This window comes from Brevibacterium ammoniilyticum, assembly GCF_038429965.1.
GTDB lineage: Bacteria > Actinomycetota > Actinomycetes > Actinomycetales > Brevibacteriaceae > Brevibacterium > Brevibacterium ammoniilyticum.
Map to the genome: position 1 here is coordinate 134837 of NZ_BAABNP010000002.1, position 14903 is coordinate 149739.

The window sequence follows — 14903 nt, forward strand, 5'->3', positions numbered from 1 at the left end:
GCCGGTGCTCACTCCCATTCGATCGTGCCCGGAGGCTTCGAGGTGACGTCGAGGACGACCCGGTTGATGTCGTCGACCTCATTGGTGATCCGGTTCGAGATGACCGAGAGCGTGTCGTAGGGGATCCGCGTCCAGTCGGCGGTCATCGCGTCCTCGCTCGAGACCGGGCGGAGGACGACGGGGTGACCGTAGGTGCGGCCGTCGCCCTGGACGCCGACCGAGCGGACGTCGGCGAGGAGGACGACGGGGCACTGCCAGATCTCGTTGTCCAGGCCGGCCTTCGTCAGCTCCTCACGGGCGATCGCATCGGCACGGCGGAGGATCGCCAGGCGGTCCTCGGTGACCTCGCCGATGATGCGGATGCCCAGACCCGGTCCCGGGAAGGGCTGGCGGGCGACGATCGCCTCGGGCACGCCGAGTTCGCGGCCGATCGAGCGCACTTCGTCCTTGAACAGGGTGCGCAGGGGCTCGATGAGCTGGAACTGGATGTCCTCGGGCAGGCCGCCGACGTTGTGGTGGCTCTTGATGTTCGCCGTTCCCGAACCGCCGCCTGACTCGACGACGTCGGGGTAGAGGGTGCCCTGGACGAGGAAGCCGATCTCCTCGCCTTCGTCCTTGGCTTCGAGGACGAGCTCGGCGGCCGCCTTCTCGAAGGTGCGGATGAATTCGCGGCCGATGATCTTCCGCTTCTCCTCCGGGTCGGTGACCCCGGCGAGCTGCGAGAGGAACTGCTCGCGGGCGTCGACGGTGACGAGGCGGACGCCGATCGAATCGACGTAGTCGTTCTCGACCTGCTCCCTCTCGCCTTCGCGCAGGAGCCCGTGGTCGACGAAGACGCACGTGAGCTGGTCGCCGATGGCCTTGTGGACGAGGGCCGCGGCGACCGAGGAGTCGACTCCGCCCGAGAGCGCGCAGATGACCTTCTTGTCCCCGACGCGGCTGCGGATGAGTTCGACCTGTTCGTCGATGACGGACTCGTTCGTCCAGTCGGCTTCGAGGCCGGCGACGCGGTAGAGGAAGTTCTCGAGGATCTTCTGCCCGTTCTCCGAATGGAGGACCTCAGGGTGCCACTGGACGCCGGCGAAGCGGCGCTCCGCGTGCTCGAACGCTGCGACCGGGGTGTCCGGCGTCGAGGCGAGGACGGTGAAGTCGGCAGGCGCCTCGGCGACGGAATCCCCGTGGGACATCCACACCGTGTAGGCGTCGGGGGTCTCGGCGAGCAGGGCGCCCTGGTCGGCGACGGAGACCGGGGTCGAGCCGTATTCGCGCTTGTCCGTCTTCGCGACGCGTCCGCCGAGGCTCGTCGACATCAGCTGGAAGCCGTAGCAGATGCCCATCGTCGGCACGCCGAGGTCGAAGACGCCAGTGTCGAAGGGCGGGGCGGCCTCGTCGTTGACGCTCGAGGGTCCGCCGGAGAGCACGATGGCCACCGGGTTCTTGGCCGCGAACTCGGCCGCCGGGGCGTCGTGGGCGATGATCTCGGAATACAGTCCCGCCTCACGGATCCGGCGGGCGATGAGCTGCGCGTACTGCGCGCCGAAGTCGACCACGAGGACAGGAGGCACCTGTGTGCTCTGGGTTTGCGTCATGCGCCCAATTCTAAACGCCGCACCCGCCGCGCCAGAACCGCGGGTTCGCTCGGTCGCACCGAGGCAGACGCGGCTTCAGCCCGCGGCAGACGCGGGCCGTCCCGCTCACCCGACCCGGCGGCGCGGCTTCAGCTCTTGGGGGCGACGACGACCGCGGCGGCGAGTTCGGCCTCGACCTGCCGGTTGATGCGGCGTTCGAGGATGAACGACATCACGGGCACGACGCCGGCCAGGGCGAGGACGATGTAGCGTCCGAGGGTCCAGCGCATCTGCTGGTTGAGCCAGAAGCAGCCGATGAGGTAGACGACGTAGCACCAGCCGTGGCTGATCGCGATCGCCGCGGCGAGGTTGAAGTCGCCGAACATCAGCGCGGTCTTCGGGTCGGCGGCGATGAGGTACTTGTAGATCATCTCCACCGTGAGGATCATGAGCATGGTGCCGGTGATGATCGCCATGACGCGGTAGAACTTCAGCGCATTGCGCGCCGAGGTGAAGCGCTTGACGCTCCACACATCGGCCCCGTCGACGTCGGGGCGGGAATCGAGGTTGGGGTCGTCGCTCACGCTTCGGGTCCTCCGGTCGGGGTGGTGGTTCGTCTGTCCTTGGGCGGTCGCTTCCCGCCGTGCTTGTGCGCGGGCAGTCCGGTGAGCCCGGACATCACCTCGGGGTCGATCGTCGACTGGCCGGCTGCCTTGACGACGACGTATTCGACATCGCCGTCGTCCTGCTTCCGACCGTCCTCGCCGAGGCGGCGGCCCAGGTAGGCGTCCCGGAGCAGCTGCCACCACATGTAGAGGGCCATGCCGGCGAAGATCAGCCATTCGATCGCGTAGACCGCGGACTGGATGTCGAATCCGCCCTGGTCGCGCGTCGTCGTCGTGGGCACCTGCGCGAGTCCGTCCGTGCCCACCGAGGCACCCGTCCCGGTCGCCGACTCGGGGATGAGGAATCCCGAGTACGTGAGCAGGTCGGGGAAGAGGTTGATCAGCTGCGAGGTCGACACCGTCTTCACCTGACCCTCGGGCAGGTCGTTGCCGGGTTCGGGTCCTTCGATGGGTCCGATCCGGGCCTCCATCGACACCGGTCCCTCGGCGGCGCGCGAGGACATCGCGGTCGCCTCGTCGGGGGTGAATCCGCGGACGACGGGGATCGCGATCGTCTTGCCGCTCGTGTCCGCGACCGCTCCCTCGCCGAGGCGGGCGCCGTCGGGGGCGAACATCGTGACCACCCAGTACCCGTCCTTGCCGTCCTGGACGCGGCCGGGGATGACGACCTGGGCGTCGGGCAGCCAGCGGCCGGTGAGGCTCACGCGCTGGTCGGCGAGGATGCCGGGCATGGGCGCCTGTGCGCCCATGACCTCGTTGAACGGTTTGAGCTCATCGACGTCGGCGGCCGCGACGACGTCGTTCTTGTTCTGCGCCCGGTCGACCTGCCAGGCCGAGAGGCCGACGAAGCAGCTGACGAGGACGAGGACGAAGAGGAGGGACCCCAGCCATTTGGGGGTCAGGGCCAGACGGAACAGATCAGACCACCGATCCAGGCTGGTAGGGCGAGACGGTGACGTCGACGCGCTGGAACTCCTTGAGGTCGACGTATCCCGTGGTGGCGAGCGCCCGGCGCAGGGCGCCGGCGAGGTTGAGTTCGCCGATCGCGGTGCGGCCGGGGCCGAAGAGGACCTGTTCGAGGCTGCCCACGGTGCCGAGCTCCACGCGGTGCCCGCGTGGGAGTTCGGGGTGGTGCGCCTCGGCGCCCCAGTGCATGCCCCGTCCGGGAGCCTCGGTGGCGCGGGCGAGCGCGGTGCCGAGCATGACGGCGTCGGCCCCGACGCCGAAGGCCTTGACGATCTCTCCGCTCGTGCCCATGCCGCCGTCGGCGATGACGTGGACGTAGCGTCCGCCGGATTCGTCCATGTAGTCCCGCCGTGCCGCGTGGACGTCGGCGATGGCGGTGGCCATGGGGGCGTGGATGCCCAGCGTGCGGCGGGTCGTCGCGGCCGCTCCCCCGCCGAAGCCGACGAGGACGCCGGCGGCGCCGGTGCGCATGAGGTGGAGGGCGGCGGTGTAGGTGGCGGCTCCGCCGACGATGACGGGGACGTCGAGTTCGTAGATGAACTGCTTGAGGTTGAGCGGTTCGGCCTGGGAGGAGACGTGCTCGGCGGAGACCGTGGTGCCGCGGATGACGAAGATGTCGACGCCGGCGTCGACGACGGTCTTGTAGAACTGCTGGGTCCGCTGCGGGGTCAGGGCGCCGGCGACGGTGACGCCGGCCTCGCGGATCTCAGCGAGGCGGGCGGTGATGAGTTCGGCCTGGATCGGGGCGGAGTAGAGCTCCTGCATGCGCGCGGTCGCCATGTCCGAGGGCAGTTGGGCGATCTCGGCGAGCAGCGGAGCGGGATCCTCGTAGCGGGTCCACAGGCCTTCGAGGTCGAGGACGCCGAGGCCGCCGAGCTTGCCGAGCGCGATCGCGGTGTCCGGGGACATCGCGGAGTCCATGGGGGCGCCGATGAACGGCAGTTCGAAGTGGTAGGCGTCGATCTGCCACGACAGGGACACGTCCTCGGGGTCGCGGGTGCGACGAGCGGGGATGATCGCGATGTCGTCGAGGGAGTACCCGCGACGACCGCGCTTGCCTTTGCCGATTTCGATTTCAGAACTCACGCGCACAGCCTATCCCACCGGGCCTCAGCCGGGTCTCAGACTGCTGGGAGACGGTCGGCGGCGATCGCCTCGGCGGCGGAGGCGAAGGCACGCACGTGCGGCAGGTGCGCCTCCCGGTCCCGGATGTGCATGACGACCCGGCGGATGGGCACCGGGTCGGTGAGGTCGACGGCGACGAGACCGGACGGCAGGTGGAGGGTCGAGAGGCGGGGCAGCACGGTGACGGCGAGGTTGGCGCCGACGAGGGCGAGGGCCGCATAGTCATCCTCGGAGGCGGCGAACATCACGGGTTCGAATCCCGCCGCGGCGCAGGCGAGTTCGACCACACGGCTCGTCGGCCCGCTCCACAGGTCGTAGTCGACCCAGCGTTCGGCGGCGAGCTCGTAGAAGGGCACGGAGTCCCGGCGGGCGAAGGGGTGACGATCGGAGACGACGACGCGGTAGTCGTCATCGAAGAGCACGGTGCGCGACATCCCCGGCAGGTGCACCTCGTCATCCTGGGGGACCTCGTTGCGGATCTCGATCGTGCAGTGGCTGCGGCGGACCTTCGCGGGCTCGTTGAGCTGGATGTCGAAGCGCAGGTCCTCGTGCGCCTCGGCGACGGGGGCGATGATGTCGGGCAGGAGTTCGGCGTTGAAGGAGGTGAACGCCGCGATGCGCATGCGCGGACGCGACACCGTGCGGTAGCTCTCGACGAGGCTGTCGGGGCGGCCGAGACCGGTGAAGACGTCCGCGGACTCCTCGGCGAGGCGACGGCCGAGCTCGGTGACCTCGATGCCGCGGCCCGAACGCCGATAGAGCGGAGCGCCGACGGACTTCTGCAGGGTCGTGATGTGCTGGCTCACGGTGGCCGGGTGTAGTTGAGGCTGCGTGCGGCCGCGACGACCGAACCCGTCGCGACGACGGCGCGCCACACGCGCAGACGCTGAAGATCCCACATGGGTCACAGCCTAGCCGAGAACCATTCGCTTTCACCTGATGGTCATTCGCCAATGATTGCTTTTCCTGATGCATGGGATGGATGAGAATGGATCCGGTGCGATCCTCGACCGCGCCCATCCCCGCCTGTCCCGCACCACCCCCTCACCCCGCCGCACCGCCCGCACCATCACCCGCAAGGAGTTCCATGACCGGTCCTGAGCTCATCACCATCGCCGGCGCCGCCACCGTGCTCGCCGTCACGCCCGGGCCCGAGACGATCCTCACCGTCAGGCTCTCGGCGCTGCGGCGCAAGGCAGGGCTGATCTACTCCCTCGGTTCGGCGACCGGCATGACGATCTGGATGGTCGCAGCGCTGACCGGCATCTCCGCCCTGCTCACCGCCTACCCTTCGGCGCTGCTCGTGCTCAAGATCGTCGGCGGCGCCTACCTCTGCTTCCTCGGCGTCCTCGCCGCCCGGCAGGCGCTGCGGATCCGCACCGAACTGCGCGGTCCTGCCCCGCTCGGCCCCGTCGGTGAGATCGCGGCGGCCAGCGACGACATCGTCGCCGAGAACCCGCTCACCGACGCACCGGCGTCAGGCGCCCACCCGTGGGGTCAGCTGCGATCGGTCATCTCCTACCGGCGCGGCCTCCTGTCCTCGCTGAGCAACCCGAAGGCGGGTCTCTTCTTCCTCGCCGTCATGCCGACCCTCGTGCCCGCCTCGCCGGCGGGCACCGACTACGTCCTCCTCGTCACGATCGTCGTCGGCCTGCTGCTGGCCTACCAGATCCTGCTCGCGTTCATCGCGGGCATGGCCGCTGCGGCCCTGCAGCGCCGCAGCACCGACTTCTGGATCGAGGCGGTCTCCGCCGGCATCCTCGTCGTCATGGGCATCACGGTCGCCGCCCTGCCGATGTGAGGGCCCAGGACGTACGTCCCCTACACCGTCCGGCGCGCTCGCGGGAGCTTGCCGAGCACCGGGCTGAGCCGCCGGCCGAGCGAGAAGCGAGCCGTGACTCCCGGCGAGTAGAGGACCGAGTCGGGCGGCTGCGTGCTCACCCAGTCCGGCAGCCCGGCCGCAGTGACGAGGTCGTCATCGAGCTCCGTCACCGAGGCGGCCCGCAGACTCCACGGTTCGTGGGTGTTCGGCATGAAGTACGTCCCGCCCACGTGCCGGATGTGCATCCCCCACCGCGCGGTGAGGAAAGCCTCGAGCCTGCCGGGTTCGGTGATCGGGTCGCCTAAGTCGATGCTCACCCGTGAGCCGAGCGCGGTCCCCCGTCTCGTCATCGTGTACGACACCGACTCTCCCGCGACTCGGTGGGCGGCCGCGGACCACCAGTAGGGAAGGCCAGTCGAGAGACGAGCGCCGATGACCGGTGGGAGCCTGCTCGCATCGAGCGAGAGGAAGACCACGCTGCGGCGGCCCACCTCGTCGACGGTGTAGACGCGGACGTTGACCTCGATGAAGTCGCCCATCGGGCCCAGCCGGCCCGCTCGACCCAAGGGCGGGAAATGCGTGTTCGCGCACCGGAAGCAGACGAGCCCGACCCAGGTGCTCTCACCGTCGTCAAGGACGTCGGCACGGGTGCCCGCCGGCAGCAGGGGGTCGACGAAGGCCGCATCGACGCGCCAGTGGAGGAAGACGACCTCGTTCCATTCCTGCGCGATCCACTCCCGTCCGGGCAGCGGCGGTCCCGAAGGGTCGATGCGCTGCTTCGGCCAGGGCCTGTCCATGCAGTCATGATAGGCGCGGCGCGGTCGACCCTCGACGGACGGAGGGCCGGCGATCGCCATGATCGCCGGCCCTCCGCGTTTCTCTCAGTCCTCAGTCGCCGTGGCTGGGTCCCGACCCGAGAGGTCCGTCCCCGACCGGTCCGGCACCGGGCGCGCCGGTACCGGGGGTGGTTCCGGTGCCGGGAGTACCGGCCGCACCGGCGGGACGATCCTCCGTCGTGTCACCGACCGAGGAGGCCACGACGTCGGCGGCTTCGTCCTCGACCTTGTCGAGCAGCCTCGCCGCAGCATTGCGTCCGCCGAGGCCGAACGCGAGTGCCGCCGCGGCGGCTCCGCCGATGACGACGGCGCCGAAGGCGAGGTTGATGATCGAATCGGCGATGCCCATGTAGCGCAGGCCCATCGCGATGAACAGGGCGATCGCCGAATAGCGCAGCACCTTGCTCGCGATGCTGTTGGTGATGAACTTCCCGATGATCGCCGCGATGAGGAAGCCGGCGGCGATGATGACCGCGCCGAAGAGGACGCTGCCGCCCAGTGCGAGGATCTCGTTGAGGATCCGCGTGATCTCGGGGAAGCCGAGCATCCGGGTGGCCATGATCGCGAAGAAGATCATGATCGCCACCTGGACGATCTTCGTGATCACCGAGGATGCGCTTGTCCCCTCGGGAACGATCCCGATCGACTCGATCGCCCTGTCGGTACCGATGCCGCGGAGGATCTCCTCGAGGAGGTTGCCGAGGAACTTCGCGATCGCCAGGCCGATGGCCAGCAGGATGCCGGCGGCGACGATGAGCGGGATCGCGTTGAGGAACATCTCGAGCATCTGCTGCGCCGGATCGGAGATCGCGGCGATCCCGAGCACCTGCAGGGCCGCGATCGAGACGACGATGATGATGATCCCGAAGACGACGTTGCCGACGAGGTTGGACACACGCGCGTTCGCCTCGGCCTGAGCGGACATCGGGCCCCGACCCTGCTGTCCCTGCATGCCCGGCTGCCCGGGGTGGCCCTGCTGCGGGTGCCCCTGCATCGGCTGGCCCTGACCGACGGGTCCACCCTGCTGAGGATGGCCCTGCATCGGCTGACCCGGACCGGGCTGTCCCTGCTGTCCCGGACCCGGCTGACCCGGCTGACCGATCGGACCGGTCTGCTGCGGATCGCCCTGCTGCGGGTGCCCCTGGACCTGGTCATAGGCGGCGGTGGGCTGCCCTGCGGGTTCGCGGCGACGGAAGCCGCCCTCGGCGTCGGCGACGCTCACGGCACGGTCACCGAGGGACCGGAACTTCGAGGTGATCCGGCTGAGGTCGACGGCGCCGAGCGCGGTGACGACGAGCTGCTTGGCGATCTTCGCGAAGACGTAGCCGATGAGGAAGATGAAGCCCGCGCCGATGATGTTCGGCAGGAAGCTGAAGATCCCGTTCGCCAGACCCTGCAGCGGGGTGAGCACCTGGTCGAGGGCGAAGAGCTGGAGCACGGCGATGAGACCGAGGATCCAGATGACGAGGCCCGCGATCTGCCCGACCGAGCGGCCGACCTGCTGTCCGTTGTGCCCGTCTCTCTGCAGAGCCGGAACCTTGGCGACGAGTTTGGCGATCGCCCATTTGACGATGGAGGCGACGATCCACGTGACGATGAGAATAACGATTGCAAGGCCCACATTGATGAGGACCGGCCATATGTCCTGCATTTCCTCAGTCTCCTTCGGATGCTGCGACTAACAAGGCGTCTTTGTCACTTGCTATTTCTGAGCCTATTCCTCCAGGACACTCAGGACAAGGTCTCAGCACCCGTCATCTCGAATCATGCACCGAATCGGAATTAGTGGACGACGCATTCACGCGCATATTTCAGGGCCTTAACAATGCGTTCATCCGGCGATCACAATCGCGCATCGGAAATGCTGTCAGAACTCCAGCGGCCGATTGTCGATGAGTCTCGTGGTGCCCGCACTCGCGGCGATGAGGAGGAGCGCATCGCCCCTGAAATTCTCGCGCACCGGCTGCAGCGTCGAAGCATCGACGAGGCTGAGGTAGTGAACGCGCAGCTCGGAGTCCGCCACGACCGCACGTGCCGTGGCGAGGACGTCGTCGGCCAGTGCGCTGCCACCCCGCGCACCGCCACCCAGTGCGCCCCCGCGCAGGACGGCCTCGCCGGCGTCGAGGGCACGGGGAATCGCGAGTGCTGAGATCCTCTCCCCCGGGGTGAGGTAGTCGTTGCGGCTCGAGACGGCCAGGCCGTCACGGTCGCGGACGACCGGCAGCCCGACGAGTTCGATGTCGAAGTCGAGATCGGCGATGAGGCGCCTGACGAGGGTGAACTGCTGGATGTCCTTGAGCCCGAACACTGTGACGTCGGGCTGGGAGAGGGTGAAGAGCTTCGTCACGACCGTGAGCACACCGTCAAAGTGCCCGGGCCGGTCGGCGCCTTCGAACACCGCGCCCATCCGTCCCGCGGTCACCCTCACCTCGGGGGCAGCCGGATACATCTCGATGAACGCGGGAGCGAAGACGAAGTCAGCGCCCGCCTCGGCGCACATCGCGATGTCCTCGGCGAAGGGCCTGGGGTACCGCGTGAAGTCCTCCCCGGGACCGAACTGGAGGGGGTTGACGAAGATACTGACGACGACGTGGTCGGCCAGTTCCCGGGCCCGGTCCATGAGCGCCCGATGCCCCGAATGCAGCGCGCCCATCGTCGGTACGAGCGCAACGGTGCCCTCCCGCTCCTTCCGCCATTGCCGGAGTGCGGGGATCCCGCCGATCTCGATCATTCGAAGCTCCTCGAGGGTTCGGGGAACTCCCCGGACGCCACCTCGGCGACATAGGTCTCGACCGCGCCCGCGAGGACGGAGCGCAGATCCGCGTACTGCTTGACGAAGCGCGGCGACCGGCCCGGACGCAGGCCCGCCATGTCCTGCCACACGAGGACCTGGGCGTCGCAGTCGGCGCCGGCCCCGATGCCGACGGTGGGGATGGCGAGCTCCGCGGTGACCTTGGCGGCCAACGGGGCCGGGACCATCTCCATGACCACGGAGAACGCCCCCGCCTCGGCGACGGCGCGGGCATCGGCGAGCAGCGCCTCCTCGGCCTCCCCGCGACCCTGGACCCGGTATCCGCCGAGGTTGTGCTCGGCCTGCGGGGTGAAGCCGATGTGGGCCATGACGGGGATCCCCGCCGAGGTGATCGCCCGGATCCGGGAGGCGACCCGGGTACCGCCTTCGAGTTTGACGGCGTGGACCCCGGCCTCCTTCATGAACCGCACGGCCGTCGCGACGGCCTGTTCGTCGGAGATCTCGTAGCTGCCGAAGGGCAGATCGGCGACGACGAGCGCCCGTGACGTGGCCCATGCGACCGCACGGGCGAGCGGGATGAGTTCGTCGACGGTCACCGGCAGGGTCGTGGCGTGCCCGTAGACGTTGTTCGCCGCGGAATCGCCGACGAGCAGGGCCTCTACCCCGGACTCCTCGAAGAGCGCGGCCGTGTACTGGTCGTAGCTGGTCAGCATCGCCCAGCGCCTGCCTTCGGCCTTCGCGCGGATGAGGTCGAGGGTGCGCACCCGCCGAGGCGGAGCCGGGGTCCCCGACGCGCCGGACGCGCCGCCCGCGGTCCCGGACGCACCGGACACACCGCCTGCCGTGGCGCCGGACGTACCGGATGCGCCGGTCCCGTAGACGGGCGTCGTCTCTGACTCTGTGCTCTCTGCCGCCTCGGGCATGGGAATCCTCAATCGGTTCGCGGTTCTCGGCATGTACGCTCACCCCTCGCTTCCCCGCGGGAATGCCTGCGGGACGCCTGCGCTCTCGCACGGGTACGGCCCTGCTGCAGCCGCTGTGCGACTCGAGCACTCGCAGGGATGTGCGGGCGCTCGCGGGCCGGTCGGAATGGCGTCGGCCCGGATCGCGAGCCTGCCACCAGCGTAGGACATCCGCACGGTCGGCGGTCCGGTCGGGCCGCGTCTCAGGGTGGGTCGGGTTGTACTTTACGGGCGAGCGTGATTAAGCTCAAATGTGCGTAAAAGTGCGCCGAAAGGACGATGATGACCACGACTGCTTCGATCGAGCTCACCCTCAAGGACATCTCCGCAGGCAGGACTCAGGGAGCGATGTGCTCCTCCGACCTCGTCGACGCCCCGTGGGACGTCGACGCCTCCCCCGGCTACGGTCCCGGCGCCTCGACGGCCGACCCGATCCCGGCGGCCGCACCGCGACAGGGCGAGATCCCGCAGGAGTACCGCGACGCCTCCGATGCGCAGCTGCGGGAGCGGATCGTGGCCGCGAAGGCACGGCTGGGTGAGCGGGTCGTCCTGCTCGGCCACCACTACCAGCGGGTCGAGGTCGTCGAGCACGCCGACTACATCGGCGACTCGTTCATGCTCGCCCAGGCCGCCCTCGACCATCCCGAGGCCGAGGCGATCGTCTTCTGCGGCGTCCACTTCATGGCCGAGACCGCCGACATCCTCTCCTCCCCCGACCAGGCGGTCCTCCTGCCCAACCTCGCCGCGGGCTGCTCGATGGCGGACATGGCGACGATCGACCAGGTCGAGGACTGCTGGGAGCAGCTGGCGCAGCTGTGGGGCACGGAGCCCGACGCGTCCGGCAAGGTGCCCGTCATCCCCGTCACGTACATGAATTCCTCGGCCGCGATCAAGGGGTTCTGCGGCCGCAACGGCGGAATCGTGTGCACGTCCTCGAACGCCGAGGTGGTCCTCAGCTGGGCGTTCGAGCGCGGGCATCGCGTCCTCTTCTTCCCCGACCAGCACCTCGGCCGCAACACCGCGATCGACATGGGCATCGACCCGGAGGCGATGCCGCTGTGGAACCCCCGCCGGCCGCTGGGCAACAACACCGCCGAGGCGCTCGAGGACTCCCGTGTCATCCTCTGGCAGGGGTTCTGCTCGGTCCACAAGCGCTTCACTACCGCCCAGATCGCCGCCGCCCGGGCGCAGAACCCCGAGGTCCGCGTCATCGTCCACCCCGAATGCCCGCGTGAGACGGTGGCGGCAGCCGACGAGTCCGGGTCGACGGCCTACATCACGAAGGCCATCGAGTCCGCAGCCGAACCGACCTCCTTCGCGATCGGCACCGAGATCAACCTCGTAAAGCGGCTGGCCGCCGAACACCCGCAGCACACGATCACGTGCCTCGACCCCGTCGTGTGCCCGTGTTCGACGATGTACCGCATCCACCCCGGCTACATCGCCTGGGTGCTCGAGGCCCTGCTCGCCGGTGAGGTCGTCAACCGGATCTCGGTCGACGCCGAGGTGGCCGCCCCGGCGAGGGTCGCGCTCGACCGGATGCTCGCGGCGAAGCCGAGGATCTGATGGACCGCGTCATCGTCGTCGGCAGCGGCATCGCCGGGCTGACCGCGGCCCTGCGCCTGGCCCGCACCCACTTAGTCACCGTCGTCACGAAGGGCCGCCTCGGCGAGTCGAACACCGCGCTCGCCCAGGGCGGGATCGCCGGGGTCCTCGACGCGGACGACAGCATCGAGGACCACATCGCCGACACCCTCACCGCCGGGGCGGGTCACTGCGACGCCGAGGCGGTGCGGGTGCTCTGCACGGACGGGCCCGACAGGATCCGCGACCTCGCCGCCGCGGGGGTCGTCTTCGATTCCGCCGAGGCGGGGACCGGCGAGACTCCCGACCCCCTTGATCCGTCCGGGTGGGCGCGCGGGATGGAGGGTGCGCATTCGGCACCTCGGATCTGGCATTCGGGTGGGGATGCGACGGGCCGGGCGATCGTCGATGCGCTCATCGCCCGGCTCCTTAACGAGGCGACAGCGGGCCGGGTGGCCCTGCGGACGGAGACGATGCTCGTCGATCTCGTCCTCGACGCCGGTGCCGTGGCCGGGGTGAGTGTGCTCGGCTGCGGGGGCGGGACCGAGGTCCTCCCCGCCGAGGCGGTCGTGCTCGCCACCGGCGGTGCCGGGCAGGTCTTCGCGCACACGACGAATCCGGCCGGGGCGACCGGGGACGGCCTGGCCGCGGCGATCCGCGCCGGTGCCCGGGTCCGCGATCTCGAGTTCGTCCAGTTCCATCCCACGGCGCTCGCGGGATCCGGGTTCCTCGTCTCCGAGGCGGTGCGCGGGGCCGGCGCCCTGCTCCTCGACGCCCACGGCGACCGGTTCATGCCGGGCATCGATCCGCGCGGGGAACTCGCCGCGCGTGATGTCGTCGCACTCGGCCTCCACCGGAGGATGGCCCGGCAGAACGGTCTGCCCTGCCACCTCGACGCCCGCGCCGTGCCCGAAGTCGGTCAGCGGTTCCCCACGATCGCCGCGGCGCTGCGGGCGCAGGGGCTCTCCCTGTCCGAGGACCTCGTTCCCGTCACCCCGGCCGCGCATTACCTCATGGGCGGGGTGGTCACGGATCTGCACGGACGCACCTCGATCGACGGCCTCTTCGCCGTCGGCGAGGTCGCGTGCACCGGCGTCCATGGGGCGAACCGGCTCGCCTCGAACTCCCTGCTTGAGGGCGCGGTCTTCGGGGTGCGCGCAGCGAACGCGATCGCGGCCGGGTCCACGGAGTCGCAACGCACGTCCTCGTCCGATGACGCTCGGCTGATCGACGGACCGCTGCTCGACGCTCAGCTGATCGACGCACCGTCGGCAGTTTCAGTCCCGCAGCCTGCACCGGCCCCGCTTACCCGCCCCGAACTCCAGGCACTGGCCTGGGAGCACCTCGGCCTCGAACGCACCGAGGAGGGTCTGACGACGCTCCTCGAAGCACTCGACGCCGGCCGCGGATCCGAGCGACCCGCAGGTGACGCCGGTTCCCGTGGGCTCGCGGACCCGAGAGGCGCGGTCGCGGACGGTCGCCTCGGCGAGGTCGAGGCGATCGAAACGGCGAATCTCACCCTCATCGCCCGCACGATGGCCGCTCACGCGCTGGCCCGCACGGACAGCGTCGGTGCGCATGTGCGCACCGACGCGGATTCGCGGCTGCGTGCGGCATCACGGTCAGGGGCCGGTCATCGGGTGCCGGCGAAGGATCACGAGGAGGCGGCCACATGCTGACGACCACGACGATCGATGCGGCGGTGCGGGCAGCGCTCGAGGAGGATGCCCCGTGGGGTGACATCACCGGCGAGGTCTTCGTGCCCGCTGAAGCGCGCGCGGACGCGCAGCTGCGGGCCCGCGAGGACGGAGTGCTCTCCGGCGGGGAGGTCTTCGCGCGGGCGTTCACCCTCACGGATCCGGGGATCGAGGTCGCGGTCCACCTCGGCGAAGGTGAGACGTTCGCTGCGGGCCAGGTTCTCGCCACGGTCTCGGGGCCGGCTCGTGGGGTGCTGCGGGCGGAGCGGATCGCACTCAATTTCACTCAGCGGATGAGCGGGATCGCGACCCTGACCAGGGCTTTCGTCGATGCCGTCGATGGTCGCACGCGCATCGCCGACACCCGGAAGACGACGCCTGGGCTGCGGGCGTTCGAGAAGCACGCGGTCGTCTGCGGGGGCGGGAGCAGTCACCGGTTCGGGCTCTCGGATGCGGTCATGGTCAAGGACAACCACCTCGGCGTGCTCGCCGGTGCGGGCGCGGATGTCACGGCGGCGCTCATGGCGGCGCGGGAGCGGTTGGGGCACACGACGATGATCGAGGTCGAGGTCGACCGGCTCGACCAGATTCCCGCGGTCCTCGACGGCGGGGCGGACATCGTCATGCTCGACAACTTCTCGCTCGAGGATCTGAGGCGCGGGGTCACGCTCATCGGCGATCGGGCGATCGTCGAGGCCAGCGGCAACGTCACGCTCGAGACGGTCGCGGCGATCGCGGACACGGGTGTCGACGTCATCTCCTCGGGTGCGCTCACGCACAGTGTGCGGGCGATCGACCTGGGCCTCGACCTCGTGCTCGACCGTGCCGCGGGCGAGGCAGACGGCCGGTCGGATGGCTCAGCTGAGGGCCGGGCAGACAGCTCAGCCGCGGGCAGGACAGACGGGACGACTGATGGCTCACCTGAGGGCCTCACTGATGGCTGGTCTCGGGCGGCGGCGGACTGA

General features: G+C 69.6%; 15 protein-coding genes. 5 read left to right on the plus strand and 10 right to left on the minus strand.

All coding sequences use genetic code 11. From position 1 onward, the window contains the following. Positions 1–8: 8 nt before the first annotated feature. The 6 genes from guaA to AAHA49_RS02660 all read right to left on the minus strand — a co-directional run bounded on the left by guaA (position 9) and on the right by AAHA49_RS02660 (position 5186). Entirely contained in the window at positions 9–1589 is a 1581-nt protein-coding gene (gene guaA / locus AAHA49_RS02635; protein ID WP_342037109.1) for a glutamine-hydrolyzing GMP synthase, read from the minus strand. Between the two features lie 128 nt (positions 1590–1717). Continuing rightward, a complete protein-coding gene (locus tag AAHA49_RS02640; protein WP_339392112.1) occupies positions 1718–2152 on the minus strand; it encodes a DUF3817 domain-containing protein in 435 nt (144 codons plus the stop codon). Continuing rightward, entirely contained in the window at positions 2149–3129 is a 981-nt protein-coding gene (locus AAHA49_RS02645; RefSeq protein ID WP_342037252.1) for an SURF1 family protein, read from the minus strand. The genes AAHA49_RS02640 and AAHA49_RS02645 overlap by 4 nt, the downstream gene beginning before the upstream one ends. Continuing rightward, on the minus strand, positions 3113–4246 hold the full coding sequence (locus AAHA49_RS02650; protein WP_339392111.1) for a GuaB3 family IMP dehydrogenase-related protein: 1134 nt from the start codon (positions 4244–4246) through the stop codon (positions 3113–3115). Before AAHA49_RS02650 ends, AAHA49_RS02645 begins: the two co-directional genes overlap by 17 nt. A gap of 35 nt (positions 4247–4281) precedes the next feature. Then, positions 4282–5091 carry a LysR substrate-binding domain-containing protein gene (locus tag AAHA49_RS02655; protein ID WP_342037110.1) on the minus strand — a complete coding sequence of 270 codons (810 nt, stop codon included), beginning with the start codon at positions 5089–5091 and terminating at the stop codon, positions 4282–4284. Then, positions 5088–5186: a LysR family transcriptional regulator gene (locus AAHA49_RS02660; RefSeq protein WP_342037111.1), complete on the minus strand. Its 99-nt coding sequence runs from the start codon at positions 5184–5186 to the stop codon at positions 5088–5090. Before AAHA49_RS02660 ends, AAHA49_RS02655 begins: the two co-directional genes overlap by 4 nt. A 77-nt stretch (positions 5187–5263) precedes the next feature. Here AAHA49_RS02660 and AAHA49_RS02665 point away from each other — a divergent pair, with 77 nt between their 5' ends. Together AAHA49_RS02665 and AAHA49_RS02670 are read left to right on the plus strand one after the other, a co-directional pair. Then, positions 5264–5386 (plus strand): hypothetical protein, encoded by a 123-nt coding sequence (locus tag AAHA49_RS02665; protein ID WP_342037112.1) that lies wholly within the window; start codon positions 5264–5266, stop codon positions 5384–5386. After that, positions 5373–6086 (plus strand): LysE family translocator, encoded by a 714-nt coding sequence (locus AAHA49_RS02670; protein ID WP_342037113.1) that lies wholly within the window; start codon positions 5373–5375, stop codon positions 6084–6086. The genes AAHA49_RS02665 and AAHA49_RS02670 overlap by 14 nt, the downstream gene beginning before the upstream one ends. A 20-nt stretch (positions 6087–6106) precedes the next feature. Here the strand turns inward: AAHA49_RS02670 and AAHA49_RS02675 are convergent, their stop codons facing one another. The 4 genes from AAHA49_RS02675 to panB form a co-directional block, all read right to left on the minus strand. Beyond that, a complete protein-coding gene (locus tag AAHA49_RS02675) occupies positions 6107–6904 on the minus strand; it encodes a YqjF family protein (protein ID WP_342037114.1) in 798 nt (265 codons plus the stop codon). A 91-nt stretch (positions 6905–6995) separates the two neighbouring features. After that, positions 6996–8594, minus strand: a complete 1599-nt coding sequence (locus tag AAHA49_RS02680; RefSeq protein WP_342037115.1) for a mechanosensitive ion channel — start codon at positions 8592–8594, stop codon at positions 6996–6998. 216 nt (positions 8595–8810) lie between these two features. Continuing rightward, positions 8811–9674, minus strand: coding sequence for a pantoate--beta-alanine ligase (gene panC / locus AAHA49_RS02685; protein WP_342037116.1), 864 nt, complete (start codon positions 9672–9674; stop codon positions 8811–8813). Then, complete coding sequence (panB, locus tag AAHA49_RS02690; protein WP_342037117.1) at positions 9671–10618, minus strand: 3-methyl-2-oxobutanoate hydroxymethyltransferase; 948 nt, start codon at positions 10616–10618, stop codon at positions 9671–9673. Before panB ends, panC begins: the two co-directional genes overlap by 4 nt. A gap of 321 nt (positions 10619–10939) precedes the next feature. Between panB and nadA the strand changes: the two genes are divergently transcribed. From nadA to nadC, 3 genes are read left to right on the plus strand one after another with little or no spacing between them, the layout of a single operon-like run. Continuing rightward, positions 10940–12223, plus strand: coding sequence for a quinolinate synthase NadA (gene nadA, locus AAHA49_RS02695; RefSeq protein ID WP_342037118.1), 1284 nt, complete (start codon positions 10940–10942; stop codon positions 12221–12223). Further along, entirely contained in the window at positions 12223–13920 is a 1698-nt protein-coding gene (gene nadB / locus AAHA49_RS02700; protein WP_342037119.1) for an L-aspartate oxidase, read from the plus strand. The genes nadA and nadB overlap by 1 nt, the downstream gene beginning before the upstream one ends. After that, positions 13914–14903: a carboxylating nicotinate-nucleotide diphosphorylase gene (nadC, locus tag AAHA49_RS02705; RefSeq protein ID WP_342037120.1), complete on the plus strand. Its 990-nt coding sequence runs from the start codon at positions 13914–13916 to the stop codon at positions 14901–14903. Before nadB ends, nadC begins: the two co-directional genes overlap by 7 nt.